Raw genomic sequence first — 22052 nt, 5'->3', positions numbered from 1 at the left:
GCAGGATCGCCCCGTACTCAGCCGATAAGTTGTCTAGACCGGTTGAGGGCGCGAGCCTAACAGTGGGCCCAGTGGGGGCGAAAGGGCTTTCCTTGAAGAGCGCTTGGGCTTCCGGGGAGGAGCGCTTGGACTTTTGACGCGGTCCCCGAACGGTCTCCCGGACAGCTCCCGAGCGCCGGGGATCACTTCGTGACATCGGCAAAACCGCCGCGTACTGTGTGGCCCGGCTGCGGCCGGGGCCGGGGGAGCGGCCGTGGTGAACGCTTCGACGGGGGAGGGCTGGTGGAGGTTTCGAGGGCGGCGGACCGGAGCGGGCACGAGGCCGGCGGCGGTGCCGCCGAGCGTGCCGGAGTACGGCCGGAGGAACGGCTGGGCGTGCTGACCGACGCGGTCGGCGCGTTCGACCGGCGGACCGCGCGGCTGGCGCGACTGGTCGCCGCGACAGGATCCAGACCGGCCGGCAGTCTCGGCCGCCTCGACGAGATCGGCTGGCAGGTCGCGGGCATCCTGCGGACGCACCGCGCCCGGCCGCTGCCGGTCGTGGTCTCGGTACTGGCGGGCGACCACGGGGTGGCCGAGCACGGAGTCTCCGCGCACCGGCCGGAGGCCACCGCCCGGCTCTTCGCGGAGATCGTCGCGGGACAGGCACCCGTCTGCGCGCTCGCCGCCCGGGTGGGCGGCCGGGTGGAGGCCGCGGACCTGGGGCTGCGCACCGACACCGGGGACCACCGCTACAAGATCGGATACGGCACGGCGGACATCACCCGCGCCGACGCGATGACCTTCGGACAGGCGCTGGACTCGATCGAGGCCGGCGCCCGGTTCGCCCACGAGGTCTTCCCCGCCGGGAGCATGGCCGCCTGCGGTGAGATCGGCGTCGGCAACACGACGTCGGCCGCCGCGCTGGCCGCCCGGCTGCTCGGGGCCGACCCGCGGGACCTCGCGGGCAGGGGCTCCGGCGTCGGCGAGGAGATCGTCCGGCTCAAGACGCGGCTGGTGGAACAGGCGCTGGAGCGCACGTCCGGGCCCGACGGCGATCCGGTCCACGGCGGGGATCCGGTCCGGCAGCTCGCCGCGCTCGGCGGTTACGAGCTGTGCGGCAACGTCGGCGTGATCCTGGCCGCCGCCGCCCGCGGCTGCCTGGTGGTGCTCGACGGCTGTATGACGGCGGTGTCCGCGCTCATCGCCTGCCGGCTGTGCCCGCAGGTCCGCGAGTACCTGGTGGCCTCCCATGTCTCCACCGAACCCGCCCACCGGATGCTGCTGGACGAGATGGGGCTGAAGCCGGTGCTCGACCTGGAGATGCGGCTCGGCATGGGATCGGGCGCCGCGCTCGCGGCCGGCCCGGTCAACGCGCTGCTCGCGGTGACCGAACTGGCCGCCGCATCCGGCCCTCCACCTGCGGCTTCTCCTCCATCGAACGAGCAGTCCCGCAACGCGACGGCGCAGTCCCCCGACCCTTCAGGAAGCGAACGCATATGACGGTGCGGGGCGTCATCCTCGATCTCGACGGAACGCTGGTGGAGTCCCGGGGCGTGCATGTGAGCTGTCTGCGCGCGGCGTGCCAGGACCTCGGGCTGCCGCGGCCGAGCGCGGCCCTCATCGCGACCCGGTCGGCCGCGACCGATCGGGCGACGCTCGTCCGGCTGGTCGGTGAGCCGCTCGCCGAGCGGGCGATGGCGGCCTACAACGCGCACTTCCCGCTCGCGCTCGCGGAGGCACCCGCCCCGCCCCGGCCGGGCGCCGCCGAGGCGATCGAGGAGCTGGCCGCGCTGGGCCTCGCCCTCGGGGTGTGCACCGGCCGCTCCCGGGCCGCCGCGGCCCTGCTGCTCACCGCCGCGGGCCTCGACATCCCGCTGCTGGTCGCCCGCGAGGACGTCGACGAGCCCAAGCCGGCCCCGGAGGGTCTGCACCGGGCCCGGGGACTGCTGGGACTCTCCGCGGCCGAGGTGGTCTTCGCCGGGGACACCGCGCACGACGTCCGGCAGGGGGAGGCGGCGGGCATTGCCACCTATCTGGTGGGGGGCGCCCCGGGCGCCGCACTGGCGTCGCTCGCCGGACTGCCCGCCCTGCTGACCGCCTCTCTCCTGCCGGCCGCCGGGAGCGAGGGGTGACCGACACGTGGACGGCCCAGCTGGACCTCGCGGGACTGCGCTCCGCCCAGGCACCCCTGACGTGGGGACAACGGGTGATCTACGAGGCGGTGCGGAGCAGGACCGAGGCGCACGCCTACGACTACAACATCAAGTACTTCGTGGAGCTGGACGGCACCTTCACCACCGAGGACGTGCTGGCCGCCCTGCGGCAGGTGGTGGCCGCGTACGAGAGCCTGCGCACCGTCTACCTCCCGGGAACGGACGCTGAGCCGCCCCGGCAGTCGGTCCAGGGGGAGGGACGGCTGCCCGTCCGGATCGAACCCATGGCGGCCGGCGCCGATCCCGAGGCCGAGACCGTCCGGCTGCACACCCGGATGGCGGAGTCCGGCTTCGACCTCTCACACGAATGGGGGATCCGGGTCACGCTGCTGCTGGCGCCCGGGGGAGCGCCGTTCCGCGTCCTTCTCTATCTCTCCCATGTGGCGCTGGACGGCTGGGCGCTGCGGATCCTGGAACAGGATCTGCGGGACCGGCTGGCGGGCCGGCCCGCCGCCGATGCGGCCGGGCCGCGGCGCACCCAGCCGCTGGATCTGGCGGAGCAGGAGCAGTCCGAGCGGGGCCGGGCGATGAACCGCCGGTCGGGCGCGTATGTGCGCAAGGTCCTCGACGGCGCCCCGCAGTCGATGTTCGCGGGGGCGTCGGGCGATCCCGGGGCCGCGCACGGCGAGCTGCGCTCCGCCCCGATGGACGCCGCCGCCCGGACGATCGCCCTGCGCTGCCAGGTGAGCACGGCGACCGTGCACCTCGCGGCGTTCGCGGCGCTCCTCGCGCGCCGCAACGGCACCACCCGCTGCGCGCTGAAGACGATCTTCGCCAACCGGGTCGGCGCGGACCGGCAGGGCATGGTCGCCCCGCTCGCCTCCGATGTCGTGCTCTGCCCCGATGTCTCCGGGCCCGCGTTCGACGACGTCGTCCGCGCCACCCACAAGGACACGCTGCGCGGGTACGCCAGGGCCCAGTACGACCCGGCGGATCTCGACGGGCTGATCGCGGCGGCGGGCCAGGCCCGGGGGCAGCGGCTGGACCTGTCCGTCCTGCACAACGACACCACTCTGCTGTTCGGCGAGCCGGAACAGCGGACCCGGACACCGGAGGACACGGCGGAGGAGGGCGCGGACGACCGGTCCTTCTCCTGGGCGGCGCCGTTCGCCCTGCCCGCCCTGAAGCTCTACTACAACGTGAGCTCCGAGCCGGAGGGCCCGATCACCGTGCACCGACTGGTCGCGGACACCGCGTACCTGCCCCGGGACGACGTCCGCGGGCTGCTCCTGGACATGGAGACGCTGCTGACCGAGTCCGCCCGCCGCCCCGGGGTCCCGATGGCGGCGCCGGACGGCTTCCTCGTCCGGCCCCTTGCCAGGGGTGACGACTGGCTGCTGACCGACGCCTCCTGGGCCGATCTCGGTGCCATGCGCCGGGCCCTGCTCGGCCTGGAAGCCGTGGCCGACGCCGAACTGCTCGTCGACCGGGACGCCGCCGGGGCGCCCCGGGTGACGGTGCGGGTGGTCCCGCACGCAAGGGGCGACGGCGGCCGGCCCGTCACCGTCGCGGAGGTGCGGCGCGCGTACGAAGCGGCGCTCTCCGTCCTGCCCGATGTCGTTCTCCCGCACTACTACCTTGTCGAAAGGCCCCAGTTCCGTGTCGCGTCCCACTGACCGACCGACGGTCGGCGTCATCGTCCCCGCCATGAACTCCTCGGACTTCATCGACCAGGCCCTGGGGTCGGTGGCCATGCAGACCCGGCCCGTCGACCAGATCGTCGTCGTGGACGACTGCTCCGACGACGACACCGTGCGGCGCGTGGAGCGCTGGAGCGAGGTGCTGCCGCTGACACTGGTCCGCAACACCCGCCGCCTCGGTGTCTGGGGCGCCCGGGGGACCGGGATCGAGCGGCTCGGCACCGACCTGGTGTGCCAGCTCGACGGCGACGACGCCTTCCTTCCGCACCATGTCGAGGCGATGTGCGACGCCTACGAGGCCAGCCCGGGGCTGATCAGCCCCCGCCCGCTGACCTGGACCGGCACCGGGCCGTTCGTCCCCGGCACGTACACCAAGGGCCGGCTGCCGCTCCCCGGCGATCAGCTCGTCCAGCTGCTCGCGCAGAACTACGTCGTGGTCGGCGCGCTGTACAGCCGGGCGCTGTACGACAAGGTCGGCGGCTTCCGGAAGATCGCCTACGGCGAGGAGTGGGACCTGTGGCTGCGGCTGGTCGCCGCGGGCGCGGTCGTCAGCAAGCCGGCGGACCCTTCGTACGTCTACCGCGTCCGTGCCTCCAGCTACGCGGGCGGTTTCGCGCGGAACACGGCGGAGACCGAGGTGCTCGGCCGCTTCCTGGCCGAGACCCGGGACCCGCGGCTGCGCCGGGCGGTCAAGATCGCCCTGCTCCAGCGGACCGGCACGGACGGGCTGCCGGAGGCGCACGATCCGCTCGCGGCGCCCGGGGTGGACGCGGCGGTGCTCGCCCGGGCGGGCATCGGGCGCGATCACCTTGTGTACGTGCGGCGGGATCCGGATCTCGGCTGGGTACTCGCCGGCCGGGACGAATCGACGGGCGGTCCTGCGACGGCGGTGATCGCGGACGACGGCCGGCTCGTGCTGCGGATGACCGGTGGGGAGAACGACTACGAGGTCACCTTCGTCGAGGACGAGCTGCTGCGCCGCGACACGTCTTCCCTCCGTGACGTCCTGAGGCGCTGAGAGGGTACGGGCGACCTATGACGCATCGGGCTTTCCGTCGCAGAATGGTCTCAGCCCTTGACGGGACATCACCCTGAAGGCTCAGCTTAGGGTTCACATGTTGTAGACGACGGGGTCTCACTGGTGCGGCCTCGTCCGTTCGGGCGGCGGTTTGTACCGCCTGCCGAGGCAGGAGTGGATGGTCGTGGAGACTCCGGGATCGCAGTCATCGCTGCACCGGGCCAACCTAGAGCGTGTGGTCCGCGCCGTACGGCTGGCAGGCTCGCTCACCCAGGCGGAGATCGCCCGGAGTACCGGGCTGTCCGCCGCCACGGTCTCCAATATCGTCCGGGAGCTGCGGGACAACGGAACGGTGCAGGTCACGCCTACCTCCTCCGGAGGAAGACGGGCCCGCAGCGTTGCGCTGTCCGGCGATGTCGGCATCGTCGTGGGCGTCGACTTCGGACACTCCCACCTGCGGGTGGCGGTGGGGAACCTGGCGCACCAGGTGCTGGCCGAGCAGTCCGAGCCGATCGACGTGGACGCCTCCGCGTCCCAGGGCTTCGACCGGGCCGAGCAGCTGGTCGCCCAGCTGATCGAGTCGACCGGCATAGGCGTGGACAAGGTGCTCGGGGTCGGCCTCGGTGTCCCCGGCCCCATAGACGTGGAGTCCGGAGCCATCGGATCGACCGCGATCCTGCCCGGCTGGAGCGGCATCAACCCACGTCAGGAGCTGTCCGACCGACTCGGCATGCCCGTGAAGGTGGACAACGACGCCAACCTGGGCGCGCTGGGCGAACTGGTCTGGGGCGGCGGCCGCGGGGTACGGGACCTGGCCTACATCAAGGTCGCCAGCGGCGTCGGCGCGGGCCTGGTGATAGACGGCCGCATCTACCGCGGCCCGGGCGGCACGGCGGGCGAGATAGGGCACATCACGCTGGACGAGTCGGGCCCGGTGTGCCGCTGCGGCAACCGCGGCTGCCTGGAGACCTTCACCGCCGCGCGCTACACCCTGGAGCTGCTGCGCAGCAGCCACGGCGCCGATCTCACGGTGCCGCGGATGGTCCAGTACGCCCGGGAGGGCGATCCGGGCTGCCGCCGGGTGATCGCGGACGTGGGGCGGCACATCGGCATGGGCGTGGCCAGTCTCTGCAACCTCCTCAACCCCAGCAGGGTCGTCCTCGGGGGCGATCTCGCGGAGGCCGGCGAGCTGGTGCTGGCGCCGATCCGCGAGTCGGTGGCGCGCTACGCCATTCCGAGCGCGGCCCGGCAGCTGTCGATCGTCCCCGGCGGGCTCGGCGCACGCGCGGAAGTACTCGGAGCGCTCGCTCTGGTACTGAGCGAAATGGGTGATTCGACCCTTCTTGATGGAAATGCTCCGGCGGCGGTTCCGGCCCTTTCAGCGCAACGACCTGCATAACCCTGGGTTCACACAGCTAACGAAACGCGCCGTTGCCATCTCGTTAAGTGTTTACTTATTGACGGCATGGCAACGGCGGAGTTGACTCACGTGAACCTCGGCCGCAGCGTTGCGGCCTCGTCAGGGAGGCAACCCAAAATGAACGCAATGATGCGTCGTGCCGTAATTGGCTCGCTTGCGGTAACGATGGCCCTGTCCGTGGCCGCGTGCGGCAAGGCCGGAGACAACAAGTCCGACAGCAGCAAGGACAAGTCGATCGGCCTGCTCCTTCCGGAGAACGCGACGACGCGCTACGAGAAGTTCGACCGCCCGCTGATCGAAGCGAAGATCAAGTCGCTCTGCTCCGACTGCAAGATCGAGTACGCGAACGCCGCCGGCGACCCGGCCAAGCAGGCGCAGCAGGTCAGCAGCATGATCACCAAGGGCGTCAAGGTCCTGATCCTCGACCCGCAGGACGCGGTCGGCATCAAGGCCTCGGTCCAGGCGGCCGTGGACAAGGGCATCAAGGTCGTGGCGTACGACCGCTTCGCCCAGGGCCCCGTCTCCGCCTACGTCTCCTACGACAACGAGAAGGTCGGCGAGCTGCAGGGTCAGGCCCTCCTCGACGCCATGGGCGCCAAGGCCACCCCGACTGCCAACGTTGTCATGATCAACGGTGACGACGCCGACCCGAACGCCGCGCAGTTCAAGGCCGGTGCCCACAAGGCGCTCGACGGCAAGGTCAAGATCGCGTACGAGCAGAGCGGTCTGTGGAAGGACACCGTCGCCAACCAGAAGGTCACGGCGGCCATCACCCAGCTCGGCGCCAAGAACATCGCCGGTGTCTACTCCGCCAACGACGGCATGGCCGGCGGTATCGCCACCGCCCTCAAGGGCGCGGGCATCAACGTCCCGCTGACCGGTCAGGACGCCGAGCTCGCCGGTGTCCAGCGGATCCTCGCGGACCAGCAGACCAGCACCGTCTACAAGGCCTTCAAGCCCGAGGCCGACGCGACCGCCGAGATCGCGGTCAAGCTGCTCAACGGTGAGGACGTCAAGTCCGTCGCGGACATCACGGCGACCAGCGGTTCCGGCACCACCGTGCCCGCGAAGCTGCTCCCCGCGGTGTCGGTGACCAAGGCCAACATCAAGGACACGGTCGTCAAGGACCAGCTCTACACCGTGGCCCAGATCTGCACCGCTGACTACGCCGCCGCCTGCAAGGCCGCCGGCATTCAGTAAAACCCCGGGGCTCACAAGGCCCCCGGTCCCGTAAAAGCCTGTCCGGCGCCCCGCCCCACCATCATCCCCGCTTCGGGGTGGGGCGCCGGACGGAAACGCTTACGGGTCACGGGACTTACCCCCACGTATTCACTTTGTAATCCTGTGCTTCTTGCACGTCCTTCCGCGCCTCTCCCAGGGCGCGGCATCCCCGCCGGTCAGGCGGCGAAGGAGATGATTCACGTGTCCGCTACGCCCGTGCTGGCGTTGCGCGGAGTCTCCAAGCGATTCGGTGCGGTGCAAGCCCTCACCGATGTCGAGCTGGAGGTCCATACCGGTCAGGTCGTCGCGCTAGTCGGTGACAACGGTGCCGGCAAGTCCACTCTGGTCAAGACGATCGCCGGTGTGCACCCGATCGACGAAGGCGTCATCGAGTGGGAGGGCACGCCGGTCAGCATCGACCGGCCGCACGACGCCCAGGGCCTCGGCATCGCCACCGTCTACCAGGACCTCGCGCTGTGCGACAACCTCGATGTCGTCGGCAATCTCTACCTGGGCCGCGAACTGCGCCGCGGGCTCGCGCTCGACGAGGTGACGATGGAGCAGCGCGCCCGCGAGCTGCTCGACACCCTGTCGATCCGCATCCCGAGCGTCCGCATCCCGATCGCGAGTCTGTCCGGTGGTCAGCGACAGGTCGTCGCCATCGCCCGCGCCCTGATCGGTGAGCCGAAGGTCGTCATCCTCGACGAGCCCACCGCCGCCCTCGGCGTGGAGCAGACCGCCCAGGTCCTCGACCTGGTCGAGCGGCTGCGCGAGCGTGGCCTCGCCGTCATCCTCATCAGCCACAACATGGCCGATGTGCGCGCCGTGGCGGACACGGTGTCCGTCCTGCGGCTCGGCAAGAACAACGGTGCCTTCCCGGTGAAGGACACCAGTCCCGAAGAGATCATCGCGGCGATCACCGGAGCCACGGAGAACGCCGTGACCCGTCGTCAGGCGCGCAACACGGAGGCGGCAAAGTGAGCGACCTGTCCAAGACGGTGAAGGACACGCCCCCGGCCGAAGACCCCACCGCGGCGGCGATCCCCGTCGTCGACCCGCGACTGCTGGTCCGCGAAGAGGGACTCAAGGGCTATCTGACCGAGTTCAAGCGCAAGGTGCGCGGTGGTGAGCTCGGCTCGCTGCCCGTCGTCGTCGGTCTGATCATCATCTGGTCCGTGTTCCAGTCCCAGGACAGCCTGTTCCTGAGCGCCGGCAACATGCTCAACATCAGCTACTTCATGTCCGCCACCGGCATGATCGCCATCGGCCTGGTCTTCGTGCTGCTGCTCGGTGAGATCGACCTGTCGGTTGCCTCCGTCAGTGGTCTGTCGGCCGCCGTCTTCGCCATCCTGGCGACGACACACGGTGTGAATCCCTGGCTGGCCGTCTTCCTGACCCTCCTGACCGGTATCGCCATCGGCGCGCTGCACGGTTACTTCTTCGCCAAGATCGGTGTGCCGGCCTTCGTGGTCACCCTCGCCGGCAACCTCGGCTGGAACGGCCTGATGCTGTGGCTGCTGGGCGACACCGGCAGCCTCTCGATCCAGGACAAGGGCCCGCTGCACCTGCTCGGGCAGCGCTCCTTCTTCATGAACCAGGACATCGCCGGCGCGTACCTGCTGGCGGGTCTCGGCACCGTCGCCCTGCTCGCCGGCTCGCTCATCGAGCAGCGCCGCCGCCGCCAGGCCGGGGTCCCGTACCGGCCGACCGGCGAGATCGCCGTACGTGTCGGTGCGCTGGCCGTGGTCTCCTTCGTCGCCGCGTACGTGCTGAACCAGGCGGCGGGTGTGCCCAACGCCCTGGTGATCTTCCTCGTGGCGCTCGTGCTCACCGACTTCGTCCTGCGGCGCACCTCGTACGGCCGCAAGATCTTCGCCGTCGGTGGCAGCATCGAGGCCGCCCGCCGTGCCGGTATCAACGTGGCCCTGATCCGTATCTCGGTGTTCGCCATCTCCGGCGGCTTCGCGGCGGCCGGCGGTCTGTTCCTCGCCGCGCAGACCTACACCGCGACGCTCGCCGCCGGTAGCGGCAACCTCCTGATGCTGGCCATCGCGGCCGCGGTCATCGGTGGCACCAGCCTCTTCGGCGGTCGCGGCAACACCTGGTCCGCCCTGCTCGGCATGCTCGTCATCCAGTCCATCCAGACCGGTCTCGACCTGCTGAACATGAACACCTCGCTGCAGTACATGATCACCGGCGCCGTACTGCTCGCCGCCGTGGTCATCGACTCGGTGTCGCGCAAGACGCAGAAGGCCTCCGGTCGCGCGTAACGCTCCATCGCACACACCTCCGCATGTCGGTGGTGTGGCGGCACCGGCCCGGTGCGGGGATGATCATCCCTGCACCGGGCATTCGTGTTGCCGGGTGGTCCGCGGGTGCGCTGCGGGTGGGTCGCGGGTGACAAACGTCGCACGGGGCGCTCCACGGTGTCGCACGGGGAACATTAGACTCGACGGATCGACCAGTTCGACTGCATAGGAGGCACGGGTGGCGCTGCTGACCCGTATCAAGGGACCGCGCGACCTCGACCGGCTCAGCCAGGAGCAGCTGGTGGAGCTGGCGGGCGAGATCCGTACCTTCCTCGTCGACGCGGTCTCCAAGACCGGCGGACACCTGGGCCCCAACCTCGGTGTGGTGGAGCTGACCATCGCCCTGCACCGGGTCTTCGACTCGCCCCGGGACAAGGTGCTCTTCGACACAGGGCACCAGTCCTATGTGCACAAGCTGCTCACCGGACGGCAGGACTTCACCCGGCTCAAGAGCAAGGGCGGCCTCTCCGGCTACCCCTCGCGCGCCGAGTCCGAGCACGACGTCATCGAGAACAGCCACGCCTCGACGGTCCTCGGCTGGGCCGACGGCCTCGCCAAGGCCAACGAGGTGCTCGGCAAGCAGGACCACGTGGTGGCCGTCATCGGTGACGGCGCGCTGACCGGCGGTATGGCCTGGGAGGCGCTGAACAACATCGCCGCCGCCCGGGACCGGCCGCTCGTCATCGTCGTCAACGACAACGAGCGCAGCTACGCCCCGACGATCGGCGGGCTCGCCGACCACCTGGCGACGCTGCGCACCACCGACGGCTACGAGCGCTTCCTGTCCCGCACCAAGGACCTGCTGGAGCGCACCCCGCTCATCGGACAGCCGCTCTACGAGACGCTGCACGGCGCCAAGAAGGGCCTCAAGGACTTCATCGCCCCGCAGGGCATGTTCGAGGACCTGGGCCTGAAGTACGTCGGCCCGATCGACGGCCATGACGTGGACGCGCTGGAGTCGGCGCTGCAGCGCGCCAAGCGCTTCGGCGGCCCCGTCATCGTGCACTGCCTCACCGAGAAGGGCCGCGGCTACCGCCCGGCCGAGCAGGACGAGGCGGACCGCTTCCACGGCATCGGCCCCATCCACCCGGACACCGGCCTGCCGATCGCCGCCTCCGGCGCCGACTGGACCTCGGTCTTCGGTGAGGAGATGGTCAAGCTCGGCAGGGAGCGCGAGGACATCGTCGCGATCACCGCCGCGATGCTGCAGCCGGTCGGCCTGGACAAGTTCGCGAAGGTCTTCCCGAACCGGGTCTACGACGTCGGCATCGCCGAGCAGCACGCCGCCGTCTCGGCCGCGGGCCTGGCCACCGGCGGCCTGCACCCGGTCTTCGCCGTGTACGCGACGTTCCTGAACCGCGCCTTCGACCAGGTGCTGATGGATGTGGCGCTGCACAAGTGCGGTGTCACCTTCGTGCTGGACCGGGCCGGTGTCACCGGCACCGACGGCGCCTCGCACAACGGCATGTGGGACATGTCGATCCTCCAGGTCGTACCCGGTCTGCGGATCGCCGCGCCGCGCGACGCCGACCAGGTCCGCGCCCAGCTGCGCGAGGCCGTCGAGGTCGACGACGCGCCCACCGTCGTCCGGTACTCCAAGGGCGCGGTCGGCCCGGCGGTCAAGGCCGTCGGCCGGGTCGGCGGCATGGACGTGCTCCGGAAGGTGCCCGAGGGCGAGCGCCCCGACGTCCTGCTGGTCTCGGTCGGCGCCCTCGCCCCGATGTGCCTGGAGATCGCCGATCTGCTCGACGCCCAGGGCATCACCACCACCGTCGTCGACCCGCGCTGGGTCAAGCCGGTGGACGCGGCGCTGCCCGGGCTCGCGGCCGGCCACCGCGTCGTGGTCACCGTCGAGGACAACTGCCGGGCCGGCGGCGTCGGCTCGGCGATCTCGCAGGCGCTGCGCGACGCGGACGTGGACGTACCGCTGCGCGACTTCGGCATCCCGGCGGAGTTCCTGGACCACGCCTCCCGCAAGGAGGTCATGGCCGAGATCGGGCTGACCGCGCCCGACATCGCACGCCAGGTCACCGGTCTGGTCGCGACGATCGACGGCCGGTACGGCGAGAGCGTCGGATCGGCCGAGCCGGCGGCGGTCAGCGACTGAGGTCCGTTCCGCGGAGCTGTCGAGTGAGGGGGTCCACCCATCCGGGTGGACCCCCTCACCCATTGGCGTAGGCATAGGCGCGCCTATTCGGGTGAAGCGAACCTTGGGAGTGGAGTAGCGACTGCCGACGCCCCCCAACCTGTCGGCAGGACGAACAGGAGGCGCGCCGGTGAGTACGAGTACGCAGGACAACCCGCCGACGTCGGGCAGGAATCCGGACGGGCTCTTCCGGACCAAGTCCGTCGAGCAGTCCATGCAGGACACCGAGGAGCCGGAGCACCAGCTCAAGAGGTCGCTGTCGGCCCTGGACCTCACGGTCTTCGGCGTCGGTGTCATCATCGGCACCGGCATCTTCGTCCTCACCGGCACGGTGGCGAAGAACAACGCCGGGCCCGCTGTCGCCCTCGCCTTCGTCGCGGCCGGTGTGGTGTGCGGGCTCGCGGCCATCTGCTACGCCGAACTGGCCTCCACGGTCCCGGTCGCCGGGTCCGCGTACACGTTCTCCTTCGCCACCCTCGGCGAGCTCCCGGCGTGGATCATCGGCTGGGACCTGGTGCTGGAGTTCGCGCTCGGTACGGCGGTGGTCGCGGTCGGCTGGTCCGGCTATGTGCGGTCGCTGCTGGACAACGCGGGCTGGCATCTGCCGCAGGCGCTGTCCGGCACCAGTGACACGAACGGGTTCGGCTTCGACCTCCTGGCGTTCCTGCTGGTGCTGCTGCTGACCGGGATCCTCGTCCTCGGTATGAAGCTCTCCGCGCGGGTCACCACGGTGGTCGTCGCGATCAAGGTGGCCGTGGTGCTGCTGGTCATCATCGCCGGCGCGTTCTTCATCCACAGCGAGAACTACAAGCCCTTCCTTCCGCCCGCGATCAGTTCCGTCAAGGAGTCCGGTCTCAAGTCGCCGCTCATCCAGGTGCTGTTCGGATACGCGCCGACGAGCTTCGGTGTCCAGGGCATCTTCACCGCCGCGGCCGTCGTCTTCTTCGCCTTCATCGGCTTCGACATCGTGGCGACCGCGGCCGAGGAGACCAAGAACCCGCAGCGGGACATGCCGCGCGGCATCCTCGGCTCGCTCTTCATCTGTACGGCGCTGTACGTCGCCGTGTCGGTCGTCGTCACCGGTATGCAGAAGTACACCGAACTGTCGGTGGACGCGCCGCTCGCCGACGCCTTCAAGGCGACCGGGCACCCGTGGTTCGCGGGCGTCATCAGTTTCGGGGCCGCGGTCGGCCTCACCACGGTCTGCATGATCCTGTTGCTCGGCCAGACCCGGGTGTTCTTCGCGATGAGCCGCGACGGGCTCATTCCCCGGTTCTTCTCCCGGGTCCACCCGCAGTTCCGCACTCCGTACCGCTCGACGATCCTGCTGGGCGTGCTCATCGCCGTCATCGCGGGCTTCACCAGCATCTCGGAGCTGGCGGCGCTGGTGAACATCGGCACCCTCTTCGCCTTCGTCCTCGTCGCGGTCGGCGTCATCATCCTGCGCCGCACCCGGCCCGACCTGCCGCGTTCCTTCCGTACCCCGTGGGTGCCCGTGCTGCCGATCGCCTCGGTGGCCGCCTCGCTGTGGCTGATGCTGAACCTGCCGAGCGAGACCTGGCTGCGGTTCGGGATCTGGATGGTGATCGGTGTCGTCGTCTACTTCCTGTACGGACGCAGCCACAGCCGTATGAACCGCGCCAACAAGGGCGCCTGACGGACCGGTACGTTGTCAGGCGTGCCATCGGCCCCGAAGATCACGAGCGGCGCCCCCGCCGGACTCCCCGCCCCGAGCGAGGAGGACGGCGGGGGCGCCCGCCGTCGGGCCCGGCGGCTGCGGCCGCCGGACCGCTACTGGCTGCGGCTGGCGGCGGTGCTCGCCGTGCTCGCCACCCTCGTCCGCGCTCCGTCGTTCCTGCGCCCGGTCTGGAACCCCGACGAGGGCTACCTCGCCGTGCAGGCCCGGATGCTCGCGCACGGCGGGGTGCTCTACGACACCGTCGTGGACCGCAAGCCGCCGCTGCTGCCCTGGCTCTACGAGGGGCTGTTCGCGGTCTTCGGCGACGCCTCGCTGTGGCCGCTGCGTGCCGCCGCCGTCGTGGCGCAGCTCGGCACCGCCCTGCTGCTCGCGTCCGTCGCCCGCCGCCGCTGGGGGAACCGGGCGGGCGCCGCCGCGGGCGCCGGGTATCTGCTGCTCTCCATCGGCCTGGCTCCCGAGGACACCCAGGCCGCCTCGTTCGGTGTGTTCATGCTGCCGTGGACCGTACTGGCCTTCTGGGCGGCCGACCGCCGTCGCTGGGCGCTGGCGGGCCTGGCCGTCGCGGGGGCGGCGCTGACCAAGCAGACCGGCGGCGCGGCGCTGCTGCCGGTGCTGTGGATGCTGTGGAGCGCCCGGCGCGCGCCGGAGCCGCCCGGCGGGGTCGCCGTGCTGCGGCTGGTCGCCGGCTGCGCCCTGCCGGTGGCGGGCGTCGCCGGCTTCACCGGCCCGTCCCGGTTCCTGTTCTGGACGGTCACCGGCTCCGGGTCCTACGCCTCCGCGTCGGGCGCCTGGGGCGTGGCGCTGGGGCGGGGCCTGGGGAACGCCGGGATACTGGCCGCCGCCGGGGCGGCCTTCGTCGTCCCCACGGTCCTCACGCTGGCCCGCCGGAGCGGCGCGGAACGGCTGCCCGCCGACCTCTGGGTCTGGCTGGGCGCCTCGGCGCTCGGAGCGGTCTTCGGCTTCCAGTTCTACGGCCACTACTTCCTGCAGCTGATCCCGCCGCTGGTGCTCATCGGGGTGGCCGCGCTGCGCGGGCTGCCGCGCTGGTGGCCCGCGGCCACCGCCTGGACGGTGCTCGCGAGCGCCGCATTCGCCGTCTGGGGCCTGACCGCGCCGCGGGCCGAGCTGGACCACGCCGACGCCGTCGCCGCCGCCGTACGGGCCCGTACCGGCCCCGGGGACACCGTTCTGGTGTGGGGCATGCACCCCGAGCAGTACTGGCTCTCCGGCCGCGCCCCCGCGAGCCGCTATCTGACCGCCGGCTTCCTGACGAACTTCAGCGGCGGCCGCGGCGGCGCCCGGGTGGGGGAGGAGTACGCGGTCCCCGGCGCCTGGCGCACCTTCGGCGAGGAGGCGGCGCTGCGCCCGGCCGACCTGATCGTCGACGACTCGCGCGGAGCGCCGTACGGCCCGGCCCTGACGCCCAGCCTGCAGCGGATGCTGGACGCCGGATACCGCCCGGTGGACACCGTCGGAGGCGCGGTCCTCTACGCCCGGGCCCCGGCCCTTCGCTGACCCTCACGCAGGGCCTCCGCCAGGGCCCCCGGACCGGTCCCGACACGTCCCGGTGGTATACAGGCGACGTAGCAGAGCACGCTGATCGAGGTGGCGGTATTTCATGACGGAGTCCAAGGGACTCAAGGACCGGAACGACACGGCGGACTCCGGGGCGGCGCCCCGTAAGGGTCTTCTGCAGCGCTGGCGGCCGTACGCCGCGGGCGTTGTGGTGCTCGTGGTGGTGTTCGGGGCGTCCGCGGCCATCGGCGCGCATGTGCGCGGCGCGAAGGCGGACAAGGTGAAGCCGCCCGCGAACGCGGCGGGCCCGGACGGCCAGGCGAAGCTGGCGGTGCCGGTCAGGCCGAGCGTCCCGGTGACGCTGACCGTCTACGAGGACCTGCGCAGCCCGCAGTCCAAGGCGTTCGCCGAGCAGTACGCGGACACCTTCACGAAGCTGCTGGCGACCGGGCAGGTGGAGATCCAGTACCGGCTGGTCACCCACACCGACTCCCAGCTGGGCGGCCACGGCTCCCGGGCCGCCGCCAACGCGGCCGCGTGCGCCCAGGACCAGGGGCGGTACACGCAGTTCGTGCAGCAGGTCTGGAACCGGCAGCCGGATCCGTCGGACGACGCGCTGAGCAGCCAGAAGCTGCTGAAGGAGCTGTCGGAGAAGGCCGGGAAGATCGACGAGGGCAAGTTCGTCCCGTGCATGAAGGGCAACGACCACGAAGGCTGGGTCGCGAGGTCCGAGTCCGACTTCGTGTCAGGCGCCTACGGTGAGGTGCCCGTTGTCCAGATCAACGGCGAGACGGTGCCCGACGTCCAGACGTCGCTGACGCCGGTCAAGCTGCGCTCGATGGTGGAGAAGGAGGCCAAGAAGGTGTCCGACGAGACCGTTCCGTCCGGGCAGCCGAGCCTCGCGAGCTGAGGGTCTTTCCGCACCCTTTCCGCACCTTTTTCCACCCCTCCGTGACCGGGCGCGTCATCACCTGGCCAAGACGTATCCGACATTTCGTCAACTTTCTGGCGAAATCGGGTATTGAAGGCATGTGACGCCCGATCACGGAGGAGTGTGCGCATGTCCATACCGTTGTTCGACGAGGTAGAACCGCTCTCCGGCTGTGTCTGCGAGGAATGCGCGCGACAGCGCCTCGCCGACTCGGTGACGCGGGACACCGGCACCGGCTGCAGCACCACCGCGGCCACCCGTGTGATGGTCGTGGCGGCCGCCGCGGGCACGGCCATCAGCGGCGGAGCGGGTGCGGTCGCCGCGGCCACCGCACCGAGCGCCGCCACCGGTTCCATGCTCGGCCACGCCCTGCTCAGGGCGCCGGTCCCGGCTCCTGCCCCGCTGCATCTGACGCGGGACCAGATCCTGGACCGGGCACAGCGCTGGGTGGACGCCGAGGTGCCCTACAGCATGTCCGCGTACTGGTCGGACGGTTACCGCCAGGACTGCTCGGGCTTCATCTCCATGGCCTGGGGCCTCGGCACCAACGCATGGACCGGCAGCCTGCCGGACTACGCGAGACGGATCGACCGGGACGATCTGCTGCCCGGTGACATCCTGCTGTTCCACAACCAGGCGGCTCCGGAGAAGGGCTCGCACGCCGTCATCTTCGACGGCTGGGCCGACTCCGGGCACCACCTGTACACCGCGATCGAGCAGACCCAGCCGCACACCCGCGCCCAGACGACGCCGATGGCCTACTGGACCAACTCCGACAAGTACGTCGCCTACCGGTACAAGTACCTGGACTCCGGCACCGGCAGTCCGGGATCGGGCGGCACAGGGACACCGGGGACACCGGGGACACCGGGGACACCGGGGAGCACCGGCACGACGGGGAGCAACGGCTATCCCGGCACCGCCGCCTTCGGACCCGGCGCGAACAACGCCAATGTCACCCGGCTGGGCACCATGCTCATGACCCGCGGTGCCAGGCCCTACTACATCGTCGGACCCGGCCCGCTCTGGGGCGACGCCGACCGCAGCGCCACCAGCGCCTTCCAGCGCGCCCAGGGCTGGACCGGCAGCGACGCCGACGGCCTGCCAGGACCCACCACCTGGGGATACCTGGTGGAGGGCACCGGTAAGAACATCGCCGCGGGCACCCCCACGACGCGGCCGGTCGGCGGCTCCACGGCACCCCGTTACCCGGGCGCCGCTTCCTTCCGCCCAGGACAGTCCAACGACCAAGTGCTGACCCTCGGACGGCGCCTCGTCGCCAAGGGCTTCGGCAAGAGCTACCGCGTGGGCCCCAGCCGTACCTGGGGCGAGGCCGACCGCCGCGCCGTCGAGGCGTTCCAGCGCGCCCAGGGCTGGTCCGGGCGCGACGCGGACGGCTATCCCGGACCGGAGACCTGGAGACGACTCTTCCTGTGACGACTCACGCACCCACGGCGGACGCGGCCCTGGCCGCCACCGCCGTCCTCCCCGCCGTCCTCCCCACCGCCGCCACCGTCACCGTTTCCGATCTCGTCGAGAGGCCCGGCCGCTGCCTGCCGGGTTGGACCGCGGCGCTCACCGCGCTGGTCGCTGCGGCCGCCGGCGGCTGGCTGCTGTGGCGGACGGGCGCGCTGCCCGAGCGGCTCGCCGGCCACATCGTGCTGCCCGAGGCGCCGGCACCCCGGGACCTGACCGGTCTGTGGGGGGCGGTGCTGCTGCTCGGCGCGCTGACCGCGTTCGCCGCGGGCGGCCTCACCCGGGGCCGTCCCGGCAAGGTCTGGGTGCTCACCCGGCACGGCGCCTACCAGGGCAGCGTCCGGGAGACCGGACTGCTGTGGATCAGTCCGCTGCTCGGCCGCCGCCGGATGGACGTCAGCCTGCGGCACTGGCGCAGCCGCGCCATCGAGACGGTCGACGCGGACGGCACCCCGCTGCACGCCAGCGTCCTGATCGTCTGGCGGGTCCGGGACACCGCCCGGGCCGCCTTCGCCATCGACGACCACTCGCGCTACCTGCGCGAACAGGTGGAGTGCGCGGTCACCCGCGCCGTCTCCCGGCTGCCCGCGGACGACTTCCGCGGCTCCGGGCCCACCCTGCGGGACTCGGAACGCCTCGGCGACCAGCTCACCCGGCTGCTCGCCGCCGATATGCGCCCGGTCGGCGTCGAGGTCTTCTCGGCGCAGCCCGTACGCCTGGAGTACGCACCCGAGGTGGCCGCCGCGATGCGGCGTGCCCAGGTCACCGCGCTCGACGCCAGGCACCGCCGGGCGGTGCTCGACGACGTGCTCGCGGCGGTTGCCGAGACGGTGCGCGGTCTGACCGACCGCGGGCTGGTCCAGCTCGACGACTACGAGCGGAAGTCGCTGGTCAGGGACTTGACCGTGGCGTTCTACACGGCTCGTGGCCCGGCGGCCGAGGTGCCGAGGAAGTAGCCCCCGGCCGGGTCCTGACCAGCTGCGGTCAGGACCCGGCCGGGGGCGTCACTCACGGCGTTACGCCGGGACGCTCGCGATGCCCGGGGCGAGGAACGGCTTGCCGTTCACCCGCTGCGAGACACCCTCGCGGTCCAGGTACGGGGTGATCCCGCCCAGGTGGAAGGGCCAGCCGGCACCGGTGATCAGGCACAGGTCGATGTCCTGCGCCTCGGCGACGACACCCTCGTCGAGCATGAGGCCGATCTCCTGCGCCACGGCGTCCAGCACCCGGGCGCGGACCTGCTCCTCGGTGAGCACCGAGTCGCCCTGCACCAGCAGCGCGGCGACCTCGGGGTCCAGCTCCGGCTTGCCGGAGTCGTAGACGTAGAAGCCGCGCTTGCCGGCCTTGACCACCGCGGCCAGGTTCTTCGAGACGGTGAACCGGTCGGGGAACGCCCGGTTGAGGGTCTCGGAGACATGCAGCCCGATGGCCGGGCCGACCAGCTCCAGGAGCACCAGCGGCGACATCGGCAGGCCGAGCGGGTCGATGCCCTTCTCGGCGACCTCGACCGGGGTGCCCTCGTCGATGATGTTCTGGATCTCACCCATGAAGCGGGTCAGGATCCGGTTCACCACGAACGCCGGGGCGTCCTTGCAGAGCACCGCGGTCTTCTTGAGCTTGCGTGCCACACCGAACGCGGTGGCCAGCGAAGCGTCGTCCGTCGACTCGCCGCGCACGATCTCCAGCAGCGGGAGGATCGCGACCGGGTTGAAGAAGTGGAAGCCGACGACCCGCTCGGGGTTCTTCAGCTTCGACGCCATCTCGGTGACGGACAGCGAGGAGGTGTTGGTGGCGAGGATCGCGTGCGCCGGGGCGACCGCCTCGACCTCCGCGAAGACCTGCTGCTTGACGCCCATCTCCTCGAACACGGCCTCGATGATGAAGTCCGCGTCACCGAAACCGGCGGCCTTGTCGAGCGAACCGGTCACCAGCGCCTTGAGGCGGTTGGCCTGGTCCTGCTTGATGCGGCGCTTGCCGAGCAGCTTGTCGATCTCGCCGTGGACGTAGCCCACGCCCTTGTCGATGCGCTCCTGGTCGATGTCGGTCAGCACGACCGGCACCTCCAGACGGCGGGCGAAGAGCAGCGCCAGCTGCGAGGCCATCAGGCCCGCGCCGACGACGCCGACCTTGGTGACCGGGCGGGCCAGGTTCTTGTCCGGCGCACCGGCCGGGCGCTTGGCGCGCTTCTGCACCAGGTTGAAGGCGTAGATGCCGCTGCGCAGCTCGCCGCCCATGATGAGGTCCGCGAGAGCGGTGTCCTCGGCGTCGAAGCCCGCCTGCAGGTCGCCGTCCTTGGCGTTGGCGATGATCTCCAGCGCGCGGTACGCGGCCGGGGCGGCGCCGTGCACCTTGGAGTCGGCGATGCCCCTGCCGCGCTCGACGGCCTGGTCCCAGGCCGTACCGCGGTCGATCTCGGGGCGGTCCACCACGATCTCGCCGCGCAGTACGGCGGCGGTCCACGCCAGCGACTGCTCCAGGAAGTCCGCACCCTCGAAGAGCGCGTCGGCGATGCCGAGCTCGAAGACCTGCCGGCCCTTGAGCTGACGGTTCTGGTTCAGCGAGTTCTCGATGACGACGGTCACCGCGCGGTCCGCGCCGATCAGGTTCGGCAGCAGGGTGCAGCCACCCCAGCCCGGAACGAGACCGAGGAAGACCTCGGGGAGCGAGAACGCCGGCAGCGCCGCGGAGACGGTGCGGTAGGCGCAGTGCAGGCCCACCTCGACACCGCCGCCCATCGCCGCGCCGTTGTAGTACGCGAAGGTCGGGACGGCGAGGTGCGAGAGCCGCTTGAAGACCTCGTGGCCGCCCTTGCCGATGGCGAGCGCGTCCTCGTGGCGCTTCAGCAGCTCGACGCCCTTGAGGTCGGCGCCGACCGCGAAGATGAACGGCTTGCCGGTGACACCGATACCGGTGATGGTGCCCTCGGCGGCCTCGGCCTCGACCTGGTCGATCGCCGCGTCGAGGTTGGCCAGCGACTGCGGGCCGAAGGTGGTCGGCTTGGTGTGGTCCAGGCCGTTGTCCAGCGTGATGAGCGCGAAGCGTCCGGCGCCCGGGAGGTCGAGGTGGCGCACGTGCGCGCTCGTTACGACCTCATCGGGGAACAGCTCGGCCGCACCCTTCAAAAGCTCGGCGGTGGATGTCACTTGCTGCCTCCGTCGAAGTGCGGGTTCTCCCAGATGACCGTTCCGCCCATGCCGAACCCGACGCACATGGTCGTCAGGCCGTAGCGGACGTGCGGCTGCTCCTCGAACTGGCGGGCCAGCTGCGTCATCAGCCGGACGCCGGAGGAGGCCAGCGGGTGGCCGAACGCGATCGCGCCGCCGTACTGGTTGACACGCGGGTCGTCGTCCGCGATGCCGAAGTGGTCGAGGAAGGCGAGCACCTGGACGGCGAACGCCTCGTTGGCCTCGAAGAGGCCGATGTCGTCGATCGTCAGACCGGCCTGCGCCAGCGCCTTCTCGGTCGCCGGGACCGGGCCGATGCCCATGACCTCGGGCTCGACACCCACGAAGGAGTACGAGACCAGACGCATCCGGACCGGCAGGCCCAGCTCGACGGCGACGTCCTCGGCGGCGAGCAGCGACGCGGTCGCGCCGTCGTTCAGGCCCGCCGCGTTACCCGCGGTGACCCGGCCGTGGGCGCGGAACGGCGTCTTGAGGCCGGCCAGCTGCTCCAGGGTGGTGCCCGGGCGCATCGGCTCGTCCGCGGTCGCCAGACCCCAGCCGGTCTCGCCGGCCTCGGGGTTGCTGTTGCGCACGGAGACCGGCACCAGGTCCTGCTGGATCTTGCCGTTGGCGTACGCCTTGGCGGCCTTCTCCTGGCTGCGCACGGCGTACTCGTCGACGCGCTGCTTGGTGATGGCCGGGTAGCGGTCGTGCAGGTTCTCCGCGGTCATGCCCATGAAGAGGGCGGACTCGTCGACCAGCTTCTCCGAGACGAAGCGCGGGTTCGGGTCCACGCCCTCACCCATCGGGTGACGGCCCATGTGCTCGACACCGCCGGCCACGGCGACGTCGTACGCACCGAAGGCGATGCCGCCGGCGACCGCGGTCACCGCGGTCATCGCGCCGGCACACATGCGGTCGATCGAGTACCCGGGGACCGTGGTCGGCAGGCCGGCCAGGATGCCGGCGGTGCGGCCGAGGGTCAGACCCTGGTCGCCGATCTGCGTGGTGGCGGCGAGAGCCACCTCGTCGATCCGCTCGGCGGGCAGTTCCGGGTTGCGCCGCAGCAGCTCCCGGATGCACTTGATCACGAGATCGTCGGCACGGGTCTCGTGGTAAATGCCCTTCGGGCCCGCCTTGCCGAACGGGGTGCGGACGCCGTCGACAAAGACGACGTCCCTAGCGGTACGAGGCACGTTGGCTCTCCTCCAGATGCGGATTCGCTGCCACTGGGCGCGAGGCTGCGGCTACGACACCCATGCTACTAGCCAGTAACCAACGGGGACAGTCCCCCCGCCCGGAGCGGCGAACGTCACAT

The 22052-nt window shown here is 71.1% G+C and carries 16 protein-coding genes; 14 read left to right on the top strand and 2 right to left on the bottom strand.

What is annotated here, in order from left to right:
• Positions 1-282: 282 nt before the first annotated feature.
• The 14 genes from C6N31_RS20750 to C6N31_RS20685 all read left to right on the top strand — a co-directional run bounded on the left by C6N31_RS20750 (position 283) and on the right by C6N31_RS20685 (position 18526).
• A complete protein-coding gene (locus C6N31_RS20750) occupies positions 283-1482 on the top strand; it encodes a nicotinate-nucleotide--dimethylbenzimidazole phosphoribosyltransferase (protein WP_198357958.1) in 1200 nt (399 codons plus the stop codon).
• Positions 1479-2114 (top strand): HAD family hydrolase, encoded by a 636-nt coding sequence (locus tag C6N31_RS20745; protein WP_198357957.1) that lies wholly within the window; start codon positions 1479-1481, stop codon positions 2112-2114. Before C6N31_RS20750 ends, C6N31_RS20745 begins: the two co-directional genes overlap by 4 nt.
• Positions 2111-3811 carry a condensation domain-containing protein gene (locus tag C6N31_RS20740; RefSeq protein ID WP_138354274.1) on the top strand — a complete coding sequence of 567 codons (1701 nt, stop codon included), beginning with the start codon at positions 2111-2113 and terminating at the stop codon, positions 3809-3811. The genes C6N31_RS20745 and C6N31_RS20740 overlap by 4 nt, the downstream gene beginning before the upstream one ends.
• Positions 3750-4853 (top strand): glycosyltransferase family 2 protein, encoded by a 1104-nt coding sequence (locus C6N31_RS20735; protein WP_138354275.1) that lies wholly within the window; start codon positions 3750-3752, stop codon positions 4851-4853. The genes C6N31_RS20740 and C6N31_RS20735 overlap by 62 nt, the downstream gene beginning before the upstream one ends.
• 184 nt (positions 4854-5037) lie before the next feature.
• On the top strand, positions 5038-6252 hold the full coding sequence (locus C6N31_RS20730; protein WP_138354276.1) for an ROK family transcriptional regulator: 1215 nt from the start codon (positions 5038-5040) through the stop codon (positions 6250-6252).
• A gap of 150 nt (positions 6253-6402) precedes the next feature.
• Complete coding sequence (locus C6N31_RS20725; RefSeq protein WP_198357961.1) at positions 6403-7473, top strand: sugar ABC transporter substrate-binding protein; 1071 nt, start codon at positions 6403-6405, stop codon at positions 7471-7473.
• A 213-nt stretch (positions 7474-7686) separates the two neighbouring features.
• The gene (locus C6N31_RS20720) at positions 7687-8475 is read left to right on the top strand and encodes an ATP-binding cassette domain-containing protein (protein WP_138354277.1); all 789 of its coding nucleotides are present in this window, start codon (positions 7687-7689) and stop codon (positions 8473-8475) included.
• Positions 8472-9764: a sugar ABC transporter permease gene (locus C6N31_RS20715; protein WP_138354278.1), complete on the top strand. Its 1293-nt coding sequence runs from the start codon at positions 8472-8474 to the stop codon at positions 9762-9764. The genes C6N31_RS20720 and C6N31_RS20715 overlap by 4 nt, the downstream gene beginning before the upstream one ends.
• 217 nt (positions 9765-9981) lie before the next feature.
• Positions 9982-11910, top strand: coding sequence for a 1-deoxy-D-xylulose-5-phosphate synthase (gene dxs / locus C6N31_RS20710; RefSeq protein WP_138354279.1), 1929 nt, complete (start codon positions 9982-9984; stop codon positions 11908-11910).
• Positions 11911-12163: 253 nt separating this feature from the next.
• Positions 12164-13606 carry an amino acid permease gene (locus tag C6N31_RS20705; RefSeq protein WP_187145339.1) on the top strand — a complete coding sequence of 481 codons (1443 nt, stop codon included), beginning with the start codon at positions 12164-12166 and terminating at the stop codon, positions 13604-13606.
• A gap of 21 nt (positions 13607-13627) precedes the next feature.
• Positions 13628-15163, top strand: coding sequence for a glycosyltransferase family 39 protein (locus C6N31_RS20700; RefSeq protein WP_438817425.1), 1536 nt, complete (start codon positions 13628-13630; stop codon positions 15161-15163).
• Positions 15164-15266: 103 nt separating this feature from the next.
• A complete protein-coding gene (locus tag C6N31_RS20695; protein WP_138354281.1) occupies positions 15267-16073 on the top strand; it encodes a DsbA family protein in 807 nt (268 codons plus the stop codon).
• Positions 16074-16223: 150 nt separating this feature from the next.
• Entirely contained in the window at positions 16224-17531 is a 1308-nt protein-coding gene (locus C6N31_RS20690; RefSeq protein ID WP_138354282.1) for a peptidoglycan-binding protein, read from the top strand.
• Complete coding sequence (locus tag C6N31_RS20685) at positions 17528-18526, top strand: SPFH domain-containing protein (protein WP_198357956.1); 999 nt, start codon at positions 17528-17530, stop codon at positions 18524-18526. Before C6N31_RS20690 ends, C6N31_RS20685 begins: the two co-directional genes overlap by 4 nt.
• A gap of 60 nt (positions 18527-18586) precedes the next feature.
• Here C6N31_RS20685 and C6N31_RS20680 read toward each other — a convergent pair whose 3' ends face one another.
• Positions 18587-20713 (bottom strand): 3-hydroxyacyl-CoA dehydrogenase NAD-binding domain-containing protein, encoded by a 2127-nt coding sequence (locus C6N31_RS20680; protein ID WP_138354284.1) that lies wholly within the window; start codon positions 20711-20713, stop codon positions 18587-18589.
• Positions 20710-21930 carry a thiolase family protein gene (locus tag C6N31_RS20675; protein ID WP_138354285.1) on the bottom strand — a complete coding sequence of 407 codons (1221 nt, stop codon included), beginning with the start codon at positions 21928-21930 and terminating at the stop codon, positions 20710-20712. Before C6N31_RS20675 ends, C6N31_RS20680 begins: the two co-directional genes overlap by 4 nt.
• Positions 21931-22052: the final 122 nt, after the last annotated feature.

The organism is Streptomyces fildesensis (genome assembly GCF_016107395.1).
In the GTDB taxonomy this organism is placed as follows: domain Bacteria; phylum Actinomycetota; class Actinomycetes; order Streptomycetales; family Streptomycetaceae; genus Actinacidiphila; species Actinacidiphila fildesensis.
This window is presented reverse-complemented; position numbering and strand designations above follow the sequence as displayed.